This window comes from Rothia mucilaginosa ATCC 25296 (genome assembly GCF_000175615.1).
Classification (GTDB): domain Bacteria; phylum Actinomycetota; class Actinomycetes; order Actinomycetales; family Micrococcaceae; genus Rothia; species Rothia mucilaginosa.
This window is the reverse complement of record NZ_ACVO01000024.1, coordinates 102,008-122,148: the sequence shown is the minus strand read 5'-3', so window position 1 is coordinate 122,148 and position 20,141 is coordinate 102,008. Positions and strand designations below refer to the sequence as shown.

The following is a 20,141-nucleotide window of genomic DNA, read 5'->3' as shown; positions in this document are numbered from 1 at the left end:
GTTCCTGTCACGCAACAGGAACCGGACACCGGCTTTTTACCTATTAGAGAGCTCTTAGCGGCCCGTATAGTCCGCGTCCGCAATATCCTTCGGCCAGCGCGCCTTACGGAACGGCGCCCACGTGAACGCCGCCGCCACCAACAACAAACCACTCATAATGAACGCCGGAACAAAGCCCCACGCATCCGCAATCATGCCAGCCACCAGCGGGCCCAGAATCATACCGAAATCGCTACACATCTGATACACCGCCAACACCTGGCCGCCACTGCGGCGAGTACCAATCACATCAGACACCGCAGCCTGAATCGACGGACCCATAAACGCCGCACCAATACCCAGGCACGCCGTCAACGACACAAACACCCACGCCACCGGCGCGAAACCCATAAACGTCACCGCAGAACCCGCCAACAGCAGACCCGAAAACGCCATCACACGGCGACCAAAACGATCCGAAAAACGACCCGAGAACGTCTGCGTCAACGCATTACCAAACGAGTTCGTCGCCATTGCCAACGAAGCCAACAGGGTACCCGCCACCGAATTCGACATGTCGCCGCCCGTCGCCAAATACGCCGCCGCCAACGGAATAATCGACGACTGCACACCAAACACCGACCAGCCAATCGCCCAGTTCGACACCAGCGCAGAACGGTAATTCGAGAACTTCAACGCGTCACGAACCGTCATCGCCGGCAGGTCGCTCTTACCCGCAGCGCCGCCGGATGCAGCAGGCTTAGCCGCCTTGCCGGATGCGCCAGCCTGAGTGTTAGCAGGGGAAGGCGCTGCCGACGGCAGCACCCCGGTGCCCTTACCCTCAGCCAGTGCCGCCGCCTCCATAATCGCGTCGCGCTCCGCCTCCAGCGCCGCCTGCGACGGCATCAAGAACCACACAATCAGGCCCGCCGCCAGCAGCGAAAAACCATACACAATGAACGGCGCACGCATACCAAACGGCGCCAGCGCGCTCGCAATCACCGGGCCCAGCAGGTTACCCAGCAGGAACGCCGTCGCATAATAACCCGAAATACGGCCGCGCATATGCGCCGGGGACAGGCGTACCAGCAGACCCATCGCAGAGACCGTGAACATGACCGAGCCGATACCCGCCACCGCACGCGAACCCAGCAGAACCCAATAATCCCAGGCAAACGCAATCATGAACGACGTCACCGACACAATCAGCATGCCAATCGTGTACACCGGACGCTCACCCCATCGGGTAATCATCTGACCCGCCGACGGCGCGAAAATCAGGCGCGTAATCGCCAACGCAGAAACCACCATCGTCGCCATCGTGACCGTCGCGTTAAAGTTCTGCGCATAGTTCGGCAGCACCGGCGCCACCAAACCAAAACCCACCGCAATCATGAACGAGGCAGCAATCAGAACCTTCAAGCCGGTCGGCACACGGTTCGGGTCAATCGTGCGCGGGTCAAAAACAGGCGGTGTTTTGGCAGGGTTCCTCATGTTCATCCTCGAAATCGTGCGGTGCCGTGCGGCAGCCGCGGGCCCCACCCGCAACTGTCAACCATGTGTTCGGCTAAAAAACTTAACAGTGTCCAGTCTACTCCGCCGACAGCCGGGCATGCGCGTCACCTCGACCAGCCAAACCGCCCAAACCGGTAAGCTAGTAGTGTGAATGAAACGATGATGATGATTTGCGCGATTGTGCTGGGTGTACTGGTTATCGCCGGTATACTTTTCGCCGTTCTGCGCCGACCCAAGAAGACCGCGAACCTGCAGTCTTTGCGTCAGGAGGCGGCTAAGGCCTCCGGCGGTTCGGCGGAAGAACCCGAAAGCTCGGCACCTCGCGCTATTGAACTTGATATGCCCGACCCGTCCGCGGGTCGCCTGGTGCGCCTGCGCGCCCGCCTGGCTCGTTCGAACAACATGCTCGGCAAGGGCCTGCTGGCTCTGCTTTCTCGCGACCGCATCGACCAGGACGTCTGGGATGAGGTTGAGGAGACCCTGCTGCTCGCCGACCTGGGTTCCGAGCCGACTACCCGCCTGGTGGAGGCGCTGCAGCAGCGCGTGCGCGTTGAAGGTACGAGCAACCCTGCCGCCGTGAAGAAGATGCTCCGTGAGGAGCTCGTGAAGATTGTTCGCCCCGACATGGACCGTGAACTGAAGACCGCCGGCAGCGACGGCAACCCCGGCGTGGTGCTGGTCGTTGGCGTGAACGGCGTCGGTAAGACCACCACGGTCGGCAAGATCGCCCGCGTGATGGTCGCTGACGGTCAGACCCTGCTCCTGGGCGCCGCGGATACGTTCCGTGCGGCCGCGTCCGAGCAGCTGACCACCTGGGGTGACCGCGTGGGCGTGAAGACCGTGCGTTCCGAGAAGGAAGGCGCCGACCCCGCATCCGTCGCGTTTGATGCCGTGAAGGCTGGCAAGGAGCAGGGCGTCGACACCGTGCTCGTGGACACCGCGGGCCGCCTGCAGAACAAGTCCGGTCTGATGGATCAGCTCGGCAAGATTAAGCGCGTTATCGAGAAGGAAGCGCCGGTCACCGAGGTTCTGCTCGTGATTGACGCGACCACCGGCCAGAACGGTATGGTTCAGGCGAAGGTCTTCGGCGATATCGTGGACGTCACCGGTATCGTGCTGACCAAGCTCGACGGCACCGCAAAGGGCGGCATCGTGGTCGCTATCCAGGAGGAGCTCGGCGTTCCCGTCAAGCTCATCGGTCTGGGTGAAGGCCCGGATGACCTGGCACCGTTCGACCCGGAAGCATTCGTGGACGCGCTGCTGGACTAGCATCCTTTTCCCTCTGCGCCGAGAAGCCACATGTGTTGTGAACACATGTGGCTTCTCGCGGTTAATGGGCGGGTAATGACGACGGGCAGTACATGATTCGAGGCTCTGGGATATTCTGAAATTAGAAGATGCGCCGACCCTTCAAACGGTCCCGAGCATCGCACACCATACAACCCAATTCACCCCGAACCTCAGCGAAGGAGCCACCATGGCAGCCACCAACCTCCCCGGCACTCTACCCAGCGCCAACTACAAGCCCACCTACCGTTCCAACGGTGCGTGCGACGACCTCGCCGCACTCGTTGCACCCTACAGCCTTTCGCGTGTCCAGATCGCTGAGGCTGCCGGTATTGCCGACGAGGCTACCGTGAACAGCTGGGTTGAGCAGTGCTGCCCCGACCTCGCCGCGGATGCACCCGCGCCTCTCGAGCCTGTGCTGCGCTACCTGGACGACACCTACCTGCCCGATCCCGCGAACTGGCCCGGCGATAACCCCTATGACGAGTTCGTCCTCGAGAACATTGCCGCCCGCATGCTCGCCCGCGTTGTTGCTGAATCTTTCGGCGCCGACCGTTCGGGTAGTTACTGCGAACTGCTCGCGCTCATTGCAACCCTTGTGCTGATTGCTCGCTGCTGGGCTGGCACCGATGAGGCTTTCCTGACCCTGCTCAACGCCGAGCCCACCGCGGAAGCGGAAGAGTACCTGCAGGAGGCTATCGCGAACGCCCCCGAGTCCCTGCACCCGCTCCTGACCGAGCTTCTGCTGCCCGCCCTGCGTGAGGCGCGCGGCACCTTCACCGCCGCCGAAGCGCAGCTGCTCACCGGCTACGCGCTTGCCGCCGGATACTTCGCGGGTGAGCACCCTTACGAGACTCTGAACGGCATCCACATTGCATTTGCCGCGGATGACCGCGCACTGCCCGATGATGAGCTGATGAGCCGTGTTGAGGACGTCCTCAATGCTAACTTTTCCGCTGCTCGTGCGGAAGCCGGCACTGCTGACAAGAACCAGGAGCCGCACCAGTTCACCCTGCCCGGCAACCAGGACGGCTACGAAACCGCCGCGCACCTGATTGCAGCCCTGCCCCAGGCGCACGACGTTATCGCTTTCAGTACCCAGCCCGGCGAAGGAGCCAGCGCGCTCGCCGCCGACCGCCGCGCCGCTTTTACCCTGTACCTGTGCTACCTGATGCTCGGTGATGACGAGTCTTCGGAGGAGCGTGCCGCTGAGCTGTACCGCGCCAGCCGTGAGAACTAGCTAGACGCTGAAAAGCCACATGTGTTTCGAAAAGCCACGTTTTTAGTGGCTTCTCGAAACACATGTGGCTTCTCGCTGTTAATGGTGGTGGGTGTGGTGTGGTGGGATTATTCTCAACGGTGACTGTGCACGGCGAATTTACACAGCTACGGGCTGTTCCGCGCGAATCGCGCTGTAGGTCGCGTCGCTGACGGTCACGCCGTACTGGTTGGAGGCGAGGCGCAGGATCTCCTCGACGGTGTAGATGCGGAACACGCCGCCTCCGGTTGCCTGCGCGTATTCACGCAGCAGCTGACGGTTCGCCAGCTGGCGCACGGGTTCGCCGCCCGATGCGGCGCGGACCTGCGGGCCGTTGCGCAGCCAGGTGTCGCGCACACCGCCGGTGACGAATACACAGTCGGTGCCCTTCACGCGGGTGGTAGCTTCGGTAACGCACTGGTTCCAGAGCGCGAAGTCGGCGTCAAAGCTGGCGTTAGCGAGCAGCGGGTGGTCCTGTGCGAGGGCTTCGCGGCATTGCTGTTCGTGGCGTTCGGGGCTGGGCGCTGCGCCTACGTGTCCGGTGAAGATGCGGTTTAGTCGCGGCAGGATCGTGTCGTCTTCGCGGCGTGCCATGTTGATGGATCCGGTGTCGGTGGTGGGTTCGAGGATCCGCATGATCTGTGCGATGGAGTGGTCCAGCTGGTGCGTGACGGAACGCAGCGCACTCCAGGGGGAGTTGCGTTCTTCGGGCAGGGTTTCTTTGAAGGATGCGAGCGCTGAGCGGACGCGTTCTGCGGCGGCGGGCACGGGGGATGCGCCGTCGAGTGCTGCCCAGAATTCTTTGAGCGCCTGGTGAGGGAGAAAGGCGTGTCCGCGGAGCTGGGAGTAGGCGCGGAGGATTTCGTCGCTAATGTGGGTTGGGTAGTTGTAGAGGCTTGCAAGCGCGGTGGAGTCGAAGGCGACGAGAATTCCGGGGTGAATGGAAGTCAGCGGGGCGCGGTCGAGTTCCTTGTACTCGACGAAGTCTGAGTACAAGGTGCGTGCTTGACGGGTGATTGGCATGAATCCCCTCCGGGTATCGAGTATGGTCGGTCAAATGCGAGTGCCGGAGAAGTCGAGGAGAATAATCCATTCCAGTGTATCGGCCTTCTTTGGCAGGTGATGGAGTTTCGGTATAAATATTTTGTTTATTACGTTTGTGTCTAACCCGAGGGCGTGTTACTGCATGTCAGAGTCATTTTCGGGTCTATGTTTTAGGTGTGAATTTCGCCGCTTGACGTCTATGTTGTGCGTTTTTTCTGGGTTGTTATGAGCAGTATAGAACAAAAAAGTGCATTAAGGTGCAAAATCAGCGGGGTGGCGCCCAAAATAACGTCAGAAAACCCCTCCCACCTGCACATAGGGCGCATATAACACGCGGGGGACAAGGCGAGAAAGTAGATGAACATTTATTCCCTCCTGTAGACTTTAAGTGATTCAAATTTGATAAAGGAGAAGAGTAATGTCAGAGCTGACCACTCAAAATCAGGCGGAGGAGCAGGGTCCCGCTCGCACCGTCGTCGTGGCTGAAGATGAGGCATTGATTCGCCTCGACATCGTTGAAATTCTGAAGGACCAGGGTTTCGATGTTGTTGCAGAAACCGATAACGGCAAGACCGCCGTCGAGCTAGCACAGAAGCACCGCCCCGACCTCGTCCTCATGGATGTGAAGATGCCGATTATGGACGGCATCACCGCAGCCGAAGAAATCGCGAAGGAGCAGATCGCTCCCGTCGTTCTGCTGACTGCATTCAGCCAGAAGGAACTCGTTGACCGTGCCGTTGAGGCAGGCGCTATGGCGTACGTCGTCAAGCCGTTCTCCCCGAACGACCTGGTCCCCGCCATTGAGGTGGCAATTAGCCGCTACGAGCAGATTCGCGCACTCGAGAAGGAAGTGGGCACCATCCGCGACCAGTTTGAGACCCGCAAGCTCGTTGACCGCGCAAAGTCGCTGCTCATTACCAAGATGAACCTGACTGAGCCAGAAGCATTCCGCTGGATTCAGAAGACCTCCATGGACCGCCGCCTGTCCATGCGCGAAGTTTCTGACACCATCATCAAGCAGCTCTCCTAAGCACAAGACGTGCAAAGTACGTGACAGTACAGGTACGAACGCACGCTACGGCGAAGACTAGGATTTGCCCGTATGCGTCTTCAGCTGGTCAGAATCTGACCATCACCTTTTCATGACACACAAACGCCCCACCCCTCACAATGAAGCTGAGGGACGGGGCGTTCGTGTTTAACGGTTCGCGGGTGTACGTTGTAAACCGGCGCTTAGCGTGGGCGGGAACCCAACGCTACACGGAACTTAGCGCAGGTAGCGGTTCAAATCGTCTTCGTCATTGTTCGGGCCGCTGATGGGGCGGTCCGTGGGGGAGCCAGCCCAGAGCATTCCGCCGGTACCGAGCATCACGCCCAGCCACCAGAAGCTACCGGGGTTGTTGATGGCGGTCACCAGGCACACTAGCATCACGCCGATTGCGATGGGCAGGACAATGCGCTTGGCGCGCACAATCTTCGGGTAACGCTTGAAATAGGGGGTGCGCTCGCGGGCCATGGTGCTCCTTCTGGTCGTACCTTCTGGTGGGGTGTTGGCGGGGTGCCGTGTACCCCGTGCTTCTACGATTTTAGGCTACTTGCTGAAGTTGTAGGACGTTAGGCGGTGGGGCGGGGGATCAGCATGTTGGTGATGCGTGCGGTGCAGGTGGTGCGGCCGCGCTCATCCACAATGTCGATGGTGTGGATGCACAGGGTGCGTCCGAGCTTGACGGCGGTGCAGGTTGCGGTGACCACGCCGGAGACTGCCGGGCGCACGTGGGTTGCGTTGATGTCCACGCCGACTGCTACGAGGTTTTCGCCGCCATGCACACCTGCGGAGAGCGATCCGAGGGTCTCGGCAAGGACCACGTTGGCGCCGCCGTGCAGCAGGCCGATGGGCTGGGTGTTGCCGGCGACGGGCATGGTTGCGACGGTGCGTTCTGCGGTGAGTTCCTGGAACTTAATGCCCATGGCGGGGATGAGCTCGCCCAGGCCTCGGGGGAAGTAGGGGTGCAGGTGTTCGGGGATGCCGCTTTCGGTCAGCTGCGCCTTGATTTCTTCTGCGGTGAGGGTGGTGGGTGCTGCCGCGCGGACGGGTGCGTGCTGTGTGTTGTTTTCAGTCATGACTTCCAGTGTACTCCTTGGTTTTTGTTGTTTTGGGTGGGATAGCTTTTCTGGAGTGCTTCCGGGTACGGGTCAGCCCCGCCTCCTGAACTCAGGAGGCGGGGCTGAAAAACGCTATGTGAGCGGATGAGGATTAGGCGGAAATAGCTTCTGCCTTTTCGATGTCCTCGTCGCGGATTTCCTTATCGGGGTTCGCTCCGATTGCCTTGGAGATGCGCTCGGTCAGGGTTGCGATGGTCGCGTCACCGGTCACGTTGGTTGCGGTGCCGAAGGAGTCCTGAGCCAGGTACAGGGCAATCATCAGGGCAATCATGGAGGCATCGAAACCAAGCATGGACTGCAGCAGACCGATTGCGGTCATCACGCCACCGCCGGGAACGCCGGGAGCGGCAACCATCATCACGCCGAGCACCAGAATCATGGGGATCAGGCTACCGAAGTCGGGGTGCTGGCCGGTCATGAACAGCACAGCCACCGAGCAGGAGGTAATGGTGATCATGGAGCCGGAGAGGTGAATGGTTGCGCACAGCGGAATCGCGAAGTCCACCACGCGGGGGGAGATGCCAGCCTTCTTTGCAGAACGCACGGTCACCGGGATGGTCGCAGCCGAAGACTGGGTACCGATTGCGGTGAAGTATGCCGGGAGCATGGTCTTGAGCATCTGGATGGGGCTGCGGCGAGAAATCGCGCCAGCCACCGAGTACTGCAGCGCCAGGGTGACCCAGTGCAGAATAATCACCATGACGAACACAAGACCGAAGACGGAGAGGATCTTCGCCACCTGACCGGCAAGGGTCATGTTCGCGAACACGCCCACAATGTGCACCGGCAGCAGGGGGATAATCACGTAGCCGAGCATCTTCTCAACGATGACCTGGAAGTCCTCGAAGAGGTTCAGCATCGCACGGGTCTTCAGTGCGGTAATGCCCAGGCCCAGGATGAAGGAGAGAATCAGTGCGCTCAGCACGCCCATAATCGGGGTCAGCTCGAAGGAGATGTAGCCCTTGGACAGTGCGTTCTCGGGGTTATCGAAGGAAGCGAGCTGCTGACCCTTCAGGATGATGGGGTAGAGCAGCAGTGCGCAGGTCAGTGCCAGGAAGCCAGCAAGGATGCTGGAGATGTACGCCAGACCCACGGTGATGCCGAGCATCTTGCCCGCACCCTGCGCGAGGGAACCAATGCCGGGCACGATGAAACCGATAATAATCAGCGGAATCGCGAAGCTCAGGAAGGCACTGAATACGGTTGAGAAGGAGACGAAGAGCTGCACAATGAGGTCGGTGGGGATGGCTGCGCCGGTTGCGTCATTAATGCCGCTAATCATTCCGGGGGTCAGCATGCCGATGAGCACACCCGATGCGATCGCGATGATAATCCACGCGAGGAGGGGAAGTTTTTTGAGTGCCTTCATAGGTTTCCTAAATGAGGGTTCGTTGTGTGTTAAGCGCGGGAGGTGCCCTCACGGTCCGGTGGATCCTGCCGGTGAATTCTGGGTAGAGTTCTGCCTATGAATACACGGGGGTGGGGGTTCCTACGCTGGAGGCGATAATAAGGTTATATATTATCTGGAAACCGTATTATTATCCACCTCACATAGTGGCTTGGGGCACAATTTTTGGGAGAAAACTCACTAAACGCACCTCACCGGCACCTACATATGAGGTAAAACTCTTTCCACACACCCCGTTATTCCGCTATATGGCACAGCGCCGACACCTAACACGGCGCCGACACCTAACACAGCGCGGGCGCCTCCCCACAGGGCTAACCCGCAGCCACCGAAACTAGCCCCCCGAACCCAGCAGCCACGAAGCCAACCACCGAGCAAACTCAGACTCGATACACTAGAGGAGTGACTACAGAGAACAAAACCCTTCTGCTCATTGACGGACACTCCCTCGCCCTACGCTCCTTCTTCGGCATCTACACCATGGCCGAAAAGACCGGACAGCACATCTTCGTGCGCAGCGACGGCCAGCACACCGAAGCCGTCCACGCCTTCCTCTCCACCCTGCTGAGCATCATCAAAGACAACCAGCCCAGCCACATCGCCGTAGCCTTCGACCTGCCCGGCGGCACCTTCCGCACCGCCGAATACGGCGAATACAAGGGCGGCCGCAACGCCATCCCCGAAGCCTTCAACGGCCAGATCGACCTCATCAAAAAGATGCTCGGCGCGCTCAACATCCCCGCGCTCACCTACGAAAACTACGAAGCCGACGACATCGTCGCAACCCTCACCCGCCGCGGCACCGAAGCCGGCTACAAGGTCCTCATCCTCTCCGGCGACCGCGACATCTTCCAGCTCGTCACCGACGACGTCACCCTGCTCTACCCGGTCACCACTGGCCCCTCCAAGGGTATTCAGCGCATGGACCCCGCCGCCGTCGAAAAGAAAACCAAAGTACCCCCGCACATGTACCCCGACCTCGCCGCCCTCACCGGCGAGCAGGCGGACAACCTGCCCGGCGTACCCGGCGTAGGCCCCGGCTTCGCCGCCAAATGGCTCGGCGAATACGGCTCCCTCGACGCCGTCATCGAAAACAGCGACAAAATCGGCGGCAAGAAGGGCGAAGCACTACGCGAAAACATCGACAACGTAGTACGCAACCGCCGCCTCAACCAGCTCGTCAACGACCTCGACCTGAACGTCACCCTCGAAGACACCGCATTCACCCCCGACCTGGATGCACTCAACACCTTCTTCGACGAAGTAGAGTTCCGCACCATCCGCAAGCGCGCCGCCGACACCCTCGGCCCCATCGTACGCGCCGCCGGAACCGCAGGTCCTGCAAGCTCCACCGCAGAAGCAGGGGAGGAGGGCGCCACCAAGAAGGCACCCACCGGCCCCGTCTACGCACCCATTGCCACCAGCGCACCCACCAAAAACGCAGACGCAGCAGCATTCCGCGCCTTCTGCGCCGCCGCAGCCGAAGAAAACTACGGCAACGACGAACAGGGCGCGCCCATCGCCGTACCCGAACGCCTCGAAGGCGCCGTGACCCTCTACCCGGTCACCAACCTGCCCGTAGCACGCCCCGCCATCGGCGACGCACCCGCCGTCAAGGTCACCAAAACCAAAATCCGCGCCGCCGAAGAAAACCCTGAACTGCTCGGCGTGCTCCTCACCAGCAAGAACACCAGCCTCTGGATCGACACCCGCAGCATCGACCCGGAACTCGACGCCGCCCTCGCCGCCTGGCTCTCCGACGAAGCCGCCCGCAAAATCGTCATGGACCTCAAGGTTCAGCGCAAACTCCTGCGCGCCTACGGCTACGAACTCGCCGGAGCCGTCGAAGACCCCGCCCTGTCCTCCTACATGTGCGGCTTCATCCCCACCGCAACCCGCAAGCTCTTCTCCGAACGCATGGAAGACCTCGCCGAACGCTACCTCTGGATCCCCAAGGACCCCTACGCGCAGCTCGTCTTCCAACCCGAAGAAGACGAGGCAGAACCCTCCCTCTTCAGTCTGCCCGGCGAAGCCGAACCCGTCGACAACCTGCGCTACTTCACGCAAATCAGCCGCATCATTCACGAACTCGCACGTCTGCTGCACTACGAAATGGAAGAGCACGGCCAGCTGAAGGTCTACGAAGAAATCGAACTGCCGCTACTCTACGTCCTCGCAGACATGGAGCAGGCAGGCATCGCCGTCTCCGACGCGCTCCTGACCGAACTGCACGACACCTTCTCCGCACGCGCTAACCAGGCGCAGGACGCCGCACGCACCATCATCGGCGACACCGTCCAAACCGACGACGGCGAAGAACCCCTCAACCTCGCCTCCGTCAAACAGCTGCAGACCGTGCTCTTCGACAAGCTCGCCCTGCCGCACACCCGCAAAATCAAGTCCGGCTACTCCACCGACGCCGAATCCGTCACCGAACTGCTCGCCAAAATCTCCCCGGAGTCCGACGGTGCCGCATTCCTCGGTGCGCTCGCCGCCTACCGCGACAACATCAAACTCGTACAGACCGTTGAAGGCCTGCAGAAAGCAGCCGCCGACGACGGACGCGTGCACACCACCTTCCAGCAGGGTGCCGCCTCCACCGGTCGCCTCTCCTCAACCGCGCCGAACCTGCAGAACATCCCGATCCGCACCGAAGAAGGCCGCCGCATCCGTGGCGCCTTCATCGTCGCACCCGCACCCGTCGACGGTGTAGAGTACGAGGGTCTGCTCACCGCCGACTACTCGCAGATCGAAATGCGCATCATGGTGCACCTCGCCGCCGATGAGAAGCTCATCGCAGCCTACGAAGCGGGGGAGGACCTGCACCGTTATGTCGGCTCCGAAGTCTTCGGCGTAGCACCCGAAGAAGTCACCCCCGAGCAGCGCTCCAAGGTCAAGGCAATGTCCTACGGCCTGGCATACGGCCTGTCCCGATTCGGCCTCGCCAAGCAGCTGAACATCAGCTCCGACGAAGCAGGCGAACTGCGCACCAACTACTTCAAGCGATTCGGACGCGTGGGACGATTCCTGCGCGGCGTGCTCAAGCAGGCACACCAGGACGGCTACACCGAAACCATTTTCGGTCGCCGCCGCGTGTTGCCCGACCTGGACTCGCCCAACCGTGTACGCCGTGAAGCCGCCGAACGCGCCGCCCTCAACGCCCCGATTCAGGGCACCGCCGCGGACATCATCAAGATCGCCATGATTAACATTCACCGCCGCCTGCGCGAAGAGGGCCTGAAGACCCGCATGCTGCTGCAGGTGCACGACGAAATCATCCTCGAAGTCGCCACCGGTGAGCGTGAAGCCGCCGAACGCGTGCTGGTCGAGGAGATGAGCGGTGCCGCCTCCCTGCGTGTTCCTCTGGATGTGCAGGTCGGCTGGGGCAAGTCCTGGCAGGAGGCGGGCCACTAGGCTCAACTCCTCAGTTTCCGCTTGGAAAAGCGGTGCTCAGCTTTGCTCCGCTTAGAAAGACGGTTATCGTCCTCGTTCCTACAGGCAGGGGTGGGTGGGTACGCTATACCCTTCCTCCGCTCCTGCAGGGGAACCCACCCTCTCGGGCGCTCCGCTCTCTCCTTGCTTCGCTACGGAGAGCACCCGAGAGGGTACCCTGATGTCGCTTCCGGAGGGTATAGCTACCCCGCTCCGGCTAGGTTTGGCGCGTCGTGTGGAGGGGCGGTGTCGTCCGTAGTGACATCAGGGTGCCCGAAGCGAAGCGAGGGCGGGTGCCCCTGTAGGAACGAGGACGAACGCCGCACCCTCCGCAAACCACAACTCCAAAACCGCAAATAAGTACGGGAATTCCGGCGCGTAACCATTGACGACACGCCCGGGATTCCCGTACACTATTAATCGCGTGTACCAACGTACGGGTTTTCTGTGCTCTTTTCTCCCTGAGAAAGCAAGCATTGACCGCCCGCACACCCTACTTAAAGCATCTGCTTCCGGTGGGCGGTACACATTGTAAGTATCCGTCAGCTCGACGTTTCCTCACCCCGTTCAAAGGCGTTAGCGGTCCTATACCGTGCGCGCCGGGGTGAAACAGTGAGCCGATTAACGCCTCCACCCGGAGGTGTTGAGCGGCGAACCGGCAGCGTCGACCTATTAGAAATCCAATTGGAGCCCTCACTACATGAGCACCAACATCCCTCAGGTCGCAATCAACGACATCGGCGACGAGCAGGCATTCCTCGAGGCAGTCGAGAAGACCATTAAGGTCTTCAACGACGGCGATCTCGTCTCCGGCCAGGTCGTTAAGATCGACCACGATGAGGTTCTGCTCGACATCGGTTACAAGACCGAAGGCGTCATCCCCTCCCGCGAGCTGTCCATCAAGCACGACATCGACCCCTCTGAGGTTGTCGAGCTCGGCTCCGAGGTTGAGGCACTCGTCCTCACCAAGGAGGACAAGGAAGGTCGCCTGATCCTCTCCAAGAAGCGCGCACAGTACGAGCGTGCATGGGGCGACATCGAGAAGGTCAAGGAAAACGACGGCGTCGTTACCGGTGCCGTTATCGAGGTTGTCAAGGGTGGCCTCATCCTCGACATCGGTCTGCGTGGCTTCCTGCCCGCGTCCCTCGTTGAGATGCGCCGCGTCCGCGACCTCGCTCCCTACATCGGCCAGCAGCTCGAAGCTAAGATCATCGAGCTGGACAAGAACCGCAACAACGTTGTTCTGTCTCGCCGTGCATACCTGGAAGAGACCCAGTCCGCAGTCCGCTCCTCCTTCCTCAACGAGCTGGAGAAGGGTCAGGTCCGCGAGGGCGTTGTCTCCTCCATCGTCAACTTCGGTGCATTCGTGGACCTGGGTGGCGTGGACGGTCTGGTTCACGTTTCCGAGCTGTCCTGGAAGCACATCGACCACCCGTCCGAGGTTGTCGAGGTTGGCCAGCCCGTTACCGTCGAGGTTCTCGAGGTGGACCTGGACCGCGAGCGCGTGTCCCTGTCCCTCAAGGCAACCCAGGAAGATCCGTGGCAGGCATTTGCTCGCACCCACGCTCTGGGTCAGATTGTTCCCGGCAAGGTCACCAAGCTCGTTCCCTTCGGTGCATTCGTGCGCGTTGAGGACGGCATCGAGGGCCTCGTCCACATCTCCGAGCTGGCAACCCGCCACGTTGACCTGGCTGAGCAGGTCGTCTCCGTTGGTGAAGAGGTCTTCGTTAAGATCATCGACATCGACATGGACCGCCGCCGCATCTCCCTGTCCCTCAAGCAGGCAAACGAGGGCGTTGACCCCAACGCTACCGAGTTTGACCCCGCTCTGTACGGCATGGCTGCAGAGTACGACGAGGCTGGCAACTACAAGTACCCCGAGGGCTTCGACCCCGAGGCTAACGAGTGGCTGGAAGGCTTCGACGCACAGCGCGAGGCTTGGGAAGCACAGTACGCAGAGGCACAGGCTCGCTTCGAGGCTCACAAGGTTCAGGTTGCTAAGGCTCTCGAGGCTGACGCAGAGGCTGCAGCAGCAGCTCCCGCAGCAGCTGAGCCCGCACCGACCTCTTACTCCTCCGAGGAGCCCGCTTCCGCAGGTACCCTCGCATCGGATGAGGCACTGGCTGAGCTCCGCAAGAAGCTGACCGGCAACTAATCTGCCGCTCAGATGAGCACTCATCAGGCGTAATAGCCGATAGGTAACCCCCGCGTGGGGTGCCTAGAGCAGGGAACCCCCTCATCTCCCGTTTGGGAGGTGAGGGGGTTCTTTGCGTTATTGGGGGCCGGGGTGAGTCAGGCCAGAGTGAGTCGGGGTTGGGGCGAGCTCGTTGGGATCCGGGGTACGTGCCCGGTGTTGCTGTACTCTATATTGCTGTGCTTTGTGTTGTTGGGAAGGATCTTAGGCTGCGGTTATCTGCTCCCAGACGGCGCGCACCTGCTCGGCGGTCTCCTCCAAAGAACCGCCGTTATCAATGATCCAGGTTGCGACCGCCTCACGCTGCTCGTCGGTAGCCTGCGCGGCGATGCGGGCGCGCGCATCCTCCTCACTCATGCCACGCGAAGATACGAGGCGCTGCAGACGAGTCGCCAGGGGAGTGCGCACCACGACCACGCCCTCAAAGGCGGACGGGTCGCCGGTCTCCACGAGCAGAGGAATATCCTCCAGCACCACGCCGCTAAAACCGGGTTCGGACTGCGCCTGCTCCACCAGCTGCGCGGCACGCTCACGAATAGCGGGATGCACAATCGCGTTCAGACGCAGGCGTGCCTGCTCATCATTGAACACGATACGCGCCAGGGCGGGGCGGTTGAGGCGACCGTCCTCATCGAGCAGATGCTCACCGAACTCCGCGACCGTGCGGGCGAGCACCGCCTCGCCGGGCTCCATGAGGGAGCGGGAGATAGCGTCCGCATCCACCAGGAATGCGCCCCGCTCAACGAAGAGGGAGGCGATGGTGCTCTTGCCGCTGCCGATACCGCCGGTGAGGGCGTAACGGCGCAGAGCAGTAGAAGCGGGGGAAGAAGGCTGGGACATGGACGGTGCTCCTGACGGGCTGTGCCACAATAGATAGGTACTGATTAGAGGAGGACACATGCAGGAAGAAACTCGCGCCAACCGCTACCTTGTGCCGCGCGGCGATGAGCCCTATGAGAGCCTCCTCGAAATTAAGCGTAGCGAATTTATTGGTCACATCAAGCGCGTGAGCACCGTTGAGGAGGCGCGCACCTACATTGAGTCGGTGCGCAAGACCTACCACGATGCCCGCCACGTGTGTTCGGCGTTCATTATTGGTGCTGACCGCGATATTCAGCGTTCCTCCGATGATGGTGAGCCCGCCGGTACCGCCGGCGTGCCCATGATGCAGGCGCTACTGGCGCGTCAGACCCGCGAGGACGGTACTACCGACCTGTCGGATGTGGTTGCGGTGGTCGTGCGCTATTTCGGTGGCATTAAGCTTGGCGCGGGCGGTCTGGTGCGGGCCTACACCGATTCGGTGGTGCAGACTTTGGATTCGGCTCAGTTCGATTCGCGTGAGCGTCTGCGTGTGGGCAAGGTGCCCAGTTCGCATGCGGATGCTGGCCGCCTGGAGAACGAGATCCGTGCCGCCGGTCTGAACGTGCTGGGTACCGAATACGGTGCGGAGGGAGCCACGATTTCCCTGGGCGTGTTTGACCGCCCGGAGGAGCTGGCGCGTGCCGAGGAGCAGGTGGTGAGCCTGAGTTCCGGTACGGCGAGCGTGACCTGGGGGGATACGCAGTGGGTGGATTTGCCGGTCTAGGTTGCCGCTCCCTAGATTCCCGGCCCCTAGATTTCTGGTTCTAGATTCCCGTTCCCAGATTTTCCTCCTAGGTTTCCGGGCTGAGCACCCGTGTAAAGCCCTCAAAACCCAAAAGATAGTCCAACCTTAGTTAATAGTTACTCTAACCCTAGTAATTGCCCGCTAAAGCTGATAGCCTAAAAAGCGTTGCGGAACGCACACGCCCCTCCACGGCACGGGCAACGGGTTCGTCACCAGCGGTAACCCAGCCCGGTGCCTCCACGAGGGAACGCGTGCGCCCGCACCGACGGGCAGGGCTCAACGCTGACATCTCAGCGCCGAGAACTGGGTACTATCTCAGCGCTGAGGTCCTGATGCTGACGTCTTGAAGCTATAGCTTAGTTGCTCAAGGAACGAGACACAGCTGCATGCCGGTACTATACGATTCGGCAGACGGTCGAGTGTGTGCACGAACCATCTGCCGGTAGGCGCTGAGCCCCGCCCGTCACCTTACGAAGAATCAGCTAACGAATGCTCTGAAGAGCTCAAGGTCGTGAAAACGTGACGCAGTCGGGAACCTACTATCAACAAGTAGACGAACAAGCAGGCAAAAACTCATCAGAGCAGTCCGCGGGCAGCCGCGGCGGCACCGCAACCCTCAACCGCCAGGGAGCGCGCCTCCCCAAGATGGGCACTGTCGAGCAGCTTGAACCCGCCACCGTCGCCCAGCTACTCAACGCCTACCGCCAGCAGAACCTTGGCACCCTCCTGGGCGTGCTCACGCAGCGTCCGGCAGAGTTTGCGCGTCAGCTCGGCAGACTTTGCCGCGTCTTCCCCGAACATGTGCACGCTATCGCCCAGGCGTTCGGCGCCGTGGGCCGCGCCCTGCCTATTGATGAGCTGGTGCGCCTGCACAACCGCTACTCGAACGCCGCCCGCGGAGTTGGCGAACACCTCAGTCTGGACAACTCCGGCGTGGCGCACCTGGTTCAGAGCCCAGCACTGAGCCGTGAAGGTGCGGGTCACCTGCTCATGGCGGTTGAGCTCTGCCTCGCCGGCAGGATGCGCGGGCTCACCATCGCCATGCCCTCCACCGAGGCGTTCACTCCGGCTGATCAGGCGCCGAGCCTCGGGTCCTGCAACCCCGCCCTGGACGGTGCCCTCAACGCTTTCGAACCGGCAGGCTGGGAGCCGTTCTCCCTGGACGGCAGCGAAGTGCTGCTCGCGACCGGTGTGCGTGATGTGCCCGACGGTTACGAGCTGTCCCTCTGGCTGCTCGACGACGACTACCAGTGCCGCGCCCGCATTGAGCGCGGCGCCCCGCAGGTGTGCGTGGCAAGCTTCTACGATGAAGAAGTCATCACCCGCACCGTGGAAGAAACCGGAGCGGGTGAAGCCGGTCTGGTCGAGAACTACCGCGTGGAGGAGTACGCGGAACTGGACTTCCTCAACGCCATGGACCGGCAGGTACGCTACGTGGCGGTCACCGCCGCGGTGGGGGAGCCGCTGCTGTCTGTGCTGAACGAGAAGAGCGCGGTGCCGAATAGTATTCCCGACCCCGCCGCTTTTGCGAACGGTGCCGGTGCCTCCCGGTTCGCGAGGAGTGCCTGCCCGGATATTCGCACTGCCGCCGTGGTCGGTAAGGGTCTGCGCACCATCAATCACCGCGGCATGTTGCCGGTGTTGGGTGTGCCGAACCGCACCGTGTGCGCGGTGATTGACCTGTATAAGCAGCGCATCTGCGTGCCGGGTGTGGGTATTCCGCGCGGGCTGAGTGTGGAGGATGAAGAGCGCACCATGCAGCTGATTTTGAGCGCCCTGAACGGGTACCTTCCGCTGACGAACCGGGCGCTGATGAGCCTCGCCGGCGCCACCGTGGAGGTGCGCTAAATCCTTACCTGCGAGGTGCCCCACTGGCATGTGGTCACCGGTGGGGCAGGGGGTATCGTGGCGAGTACATTGCGCGTGATTATATTGCGCCAGCAGAAAAGGGGTGACCAATCCTGGGGCGTATGGGGCGGCTTTCCCCTAGGATGGATACATGAGTTACGCACCCGAAATTAACCGCATCGTCGCCCCCTTTGAAGTGGTCAGCCCCTTCCAGCCTGCCGGTGATCAGCCGAAGGCTATCGCTGAGCTCACCGAGCGTGTGCAGAACGGCGAGAAGGACATTGTGCTGATGGGCGCTACCGGTACCGGTAAGTCCGCGACCGCAGCCTGGCTAATTGAGGCGGTGCAACGTCCGACCCTGGTGCTCGTGCAGAACAAGACCCTGGCGGCGCAGCTGGCGAATGAGCTGCGCGAGCTTCTGCCGAATAATGCGGTGGAGTACTTCGTCTCGTACTACGACTACTACCAGCCTGAGGCGTACGTGCCGCAGACCGATACGTTCATTGAGAAGGACTCCTCCATCAATGAGGAGGTGGAGCGTCTGCGCCACTCGGCGACAAACTCCCTGCTGACTCGCCGCGACGTGGTGGTGGTTGCCACCGTGTCCTGCATTTACGGTCTGGGCACGCCCGAGGAGTACATTGAGCAGATGGTGACTCTGCGTCGCGGTGAGGAGATTGACCGCGACGAGCTGCTGCGCCAGTTCGTGGCGATGCAGTACGCGCGTAACGACATGGACTTTCACCGCGGCACGTTCCGTGTGCGCGGCGATACCGTCGAAATCATCCCCATGTACGAGGAGAACGCGATCCGCGTTGAGTTCTTCGGTGATGAGATTGAGGCGATTTACACCCTGCACCCGCTGACCGGCGAGGTAATTCGCGAGGAAGAAGAAATGTATGTCTTCCCCGCAAGTCACTACGTTGCCGGCCCGGAGCGCATGGCGAAGGCTATTACCTCCATTGAGGATGAGCTGCGCGAGCGCCTGCAGACCCTCGAATCCCAGGGCAAGCTGTTGGAGGCGCAGCGTCTGCGTATGCGCACCACCTACGACCTGGAAATGATGGAGCAGATGGGCTTCTGCAATGGCATTGAGAACTACTCGCGCCATATTGATGGTCGTGCCCCCGGCAGCGCCCCGAACTGTCTGCTGGATTATTTCCCGGATGACTTCCTGCTGATTATTGATGAGTCGCACGTGACGGTCCCGCAGGTTGGCGCCATGTATGAGGGTGATATGTCCCGTAAGCGCACCCTGGTTGAGCACGGTTTCCGCCTGCCGTCGGCGATGGATAACCGCCCGCTGAAGTGGGAGGAGTTCCTGGAGCGTATTGGCCAGACGATTTACCTTTCGGCGACCCCCGGTAAGTATGAGCTGTCGCAGGCTGATGGTTACGTGGAGCAGATTATTCGCCCGACCGGCCTGATTGACCCGGAGATTGTGGTCAAGCCGACCAAGGGGCAGATTGATGATTTGCTCGAGGAGATTCGCGTGCGCGTCGAGCGTGATGAGCGTGTGCTGGTCACGACCCTCACCAAGCGCATGGCGGAGGATTTGACCGAATACCTGCTGCAGCACGGCGTGAAGGTGCAGTACCTGCACTCTGACGTGGATACCCTGCGCCGCGTGGAGCTTCTGCGTGAGCTGCGCCTGGGCACCTTTGATGTGCTGGTCGGTATTAACCTGCTGCGTGAGGGCCTGGACCTGCCCGAAGTGTCACTGGTTGCGATTCTGGATGCCGATAAGGAAGGCTTCCTGCGTTCGACCACGTCGCTGATCCAGACGATTGGTCGTGCGGCGCGTAACGTGTCCGGCCAGGTGCACATGTACGCCGATAAGATTACGGATTCTATGCGCGTGGCGATTGATGAGACGAACCGCCGCCGCGAGATTCAGCAGGCGTACAACCGTGCGCACGGCATTGACCCGCAGCCGCTGCGTAAGAAGATTGCCGATATTACGGATGTTCTCGCCCGCGAGGAAGAGGACACCCGCGAGCTTCTGCAGCAGCGTAAGAGCGGTAAGAAGGGTGCCCGCACGGTGAGCGCGGGTGCGAAGACCGGTTCTGCGACCTCGTCGAAGATTGCCACGAGCACCCCGGAGTCGGAGGAGCTTCTCGCCCGTGCGGAGGCGCGCGTTCGTGCCGACGGCCTGGCTGCGGCACCCGCCGAGGATCTGCTGGATTTGATTGAGCAGATGAACGAGCAGATGCGCGTGGCGGCGGAGAACCTGCAATTTGAGTTGGCGGCGCGTCTGCGTGATGAGCTTGCCGATTTGAAGAAGGAGCTACGCCTGATGAAGGAGGCGGGTCACGCCTAAACCCGGTGTTCTAAGCCCGGCGTTTAGGGGCCGACGTGGGTTTTTCGCCATGAGGTAACTCATTGTTCATGAAGTTCTACTGAGTGC

Annotated in this window: 14 protein-coding genes; 8 read left to right on the top strand and 6 right to left on the bottom strand. The window is 61.1% G+C overall.

What is annotated here, in order from left to right; genetic code table 11:
• Positions 1-54: 54 nt before the first annotated feature.
• A complete protein-coding gene (locus tag ROTMU0001_RS08235) occupies positions 55-1,473 on the bottom strand; it encodes an MFS transporter (protein ID WP_005509163.1) in 1,419 nt (472 codons plus the stop codon).
• Between the two features lie 180 nt (positions 1,474-1,653).
• Between ROTMU0001_RS08235 and ftsY the strand changes: the two genes are divergently transcribed.
• Together ftsY and ROTMU0001_RS08225 are read left to right on the top strand one after the other, a co-directional pair.
• Positions 1,654-2,763: a signal recognition particle-docking protein FtsY gene (ftsY, locus tag ROTMU0001_RS08230; RefSeq protein WP_005509162.1), complete on the top strand. Its 1,110-nt coding sequence runs from the start codon at positions 1,654-1,656 to the stop codon at positions 2,761-2,763.
• A 208-nt stretch (positions 2,764-2,971) separates the two neighbouring features.
• Positions 2,972-4,021 carry a hypothetical protein gene (locus ROTMU0001_RS08225; protein ID WP_005509161.1) on the top strand — a complete coding sequence of 350 codons (1,050 nt, stop codon included), beginning with the start codon at positions 2,972-2,974 and terminating at the stop codon, positions 4,019-4,021.
• A 138-nt stretch (positions 4,022-4,159) separates the two neighbouring features.
• On the opposite strand, the gene ROTMU0001_RS08220 is transcribed toward ROTMU0001_RS08225, so the two are convergent.
• Positions 4,160-5,062 carry a PIN-like domain-containing protein gene (locus tag ROTMU0001_RS08220; RefSeq protein ID WP_005509160.1) on the bottom strand — a complete coding sequence of 301 codons (903 nt, stop codon included), beginning with the start codon at positions 5,060-5,062 and terminating at the stop codon, positions 4,160-4,162.
• A 439-nt stretch (positions 5,063-5,501) separates the two neighbouring features.
• Here ROTMU0001_RS08220 and ROTMU0001_RS08215 point away from each other — a divergent pair, with 439 nt between their 5' ends.
• Positions 5,502-6,113 (top strand): ANTAR domain-containing response regulator, encoded by a 612-nt coding sequence (locus ROTMU0001_RS08215; RefSeq protein ID WP_005509159.1) that lies wholly within the window; start codon positions 5,502-5,504, stop codon positions 6,111-6,113.
• Positions 6,114-6,350: 237 nt separating this feature from the next.
• Here ROTMU0001_RS08215 and ROTMU0001_RS08210 read toward each other — a convergent pair whose 3' ends face one another.
• The 3 genes from ROTMU0001_RS08210 to ROTMU0001_RS08200 form a co-directional block, all read right to left on the bottom strand.
• Positions 6,351-6,599: a hypothetical protein gene (locus ROTMU0001_RS08210; protein WP_005506231.1), complete on the bottom strand. Its 249-nt coding sequence runs from the start codon at positions 6,597-6,599 to the stop codon at positions 6,351-6,353.
• 98 nt (positions 6,600-6,697) lie between these two features.
• Positions 6,698-7,204, bottom strand: coding sequence for a PaaI family thioesterase (locus ROTMU0001_RS08205; RefSeq protein ID WP_005509158.1), 507 nt, complete (start codon positions 7,202-7,204; stop codon positions 6,698-6,700).
• 133 nt (positions 7,205-7,337) lie between these two features.
• On the bottom strand, positions 7,338-8,615 hold the full coding sequence (locus ROTMU0001_RS08200) for a dicarboxylate/amino acid:cation symporter (RefSeq protein ID WP_005509157.1): 1,278 nt from the start codon (positions 8,613-8,615) through the stop codon (positions 7,338-7,340).
• A 441-nt stretch (positions 8,616-9,056) separates the two neighbouring features.
• Between ROTMU0001_RS08200 and polA the strand changes: the two genes are divergently transcribed.
• Positions 9,057-12,068: a DNA polymerase I gene (gene polA, locus ROTMU0001_RS08195; RefSeq protein WP_005509156.1), complete on the top strand. Its 3,012-nt coding sequence runs from the start codon at positions 9,057-9,059 to the stop codon at positions 12,066-12,068.
• A gap of 718 nt (positions 12,069-12,786) precedes the next feature.
• Positions 12,787-14,241 (top strand): 30S ribosomal protein S1, encoded by a 1,455-nt coding sequence (rpsA, locus tag ROTMU0001_RS08190; protein WP_005509155.1) that lies wholly within the window; start codon positions 12,787-12,789, stop codon positions 14,239-14,241.
• A gap of 243 nt (positions 14,242-14,484) precedes the next feature.
• Here rpsA and coaE read toward each other — a convergent pair whose 3' ends face one another.
• The gene (gene coaE / locus ROTMU0001_RS08185; RefSeq protein WP_005509154.1) at positions 14,485-15,120 is read right to left on the bottom strand and encodes a dephospho-CoA kinase; all 636 of its coding nucleotides are present in this window, start codon (positions 15,118-15,120) and stop codon (positions 14,485-14,487) included.
• Between the two features lie 58 nt (positions 15,121-15,178).
• Here coaE and ROTMU0001_RS08180 point away from each other — a divergent pair, with 58 nt between their 5' ends.
• From ROTMU0001_RS08180 to uvrB, 3 genes are all read left to right on the top strand, one after another.
• A complete protein-coding gene (locus ROTMU0001_RS08180; protein ID WP_005509153.1) occupies positions 15,179-15,865 on the top strand; it encodes an IMPACT family protein in 687 nt (228 codons plus the stop codon).
• Positions 15,866-16,405: 540 nt separating this feature from the next.
• Positions 16,406-17,734 carry a hypothetical protein gene (locus tag ROTMU0001_RS08175; RefSeq protein WP_005509152.1) on the top strand — a complete coding sequence of 443 codons (1,329 nt, stop codon included), beginning with the start codon at positions 16,406-16,408 and terminating at the stop codon, positions 17,732-17,734.
• A gap of 151 nt (positions 17,735-17,885) precedes the next feature.
• Positions 17,886-20,054 carry an excinuclease ABC subunit UvrB gene (gene uvrB / locus ROTMU0001_RS08170; RefSeq protein WP_005509151.1) on the top strand — a complete coding sequence of 723 codons (2,169 nt, stop codon included), beginning with the start codon at positions 17,886-17,888 and terminating at the stop codon, positions 20,052-20,054.
• The last annotated feature ends 87 nt before the right edge of the window (positions 20,055-20,141 follow it).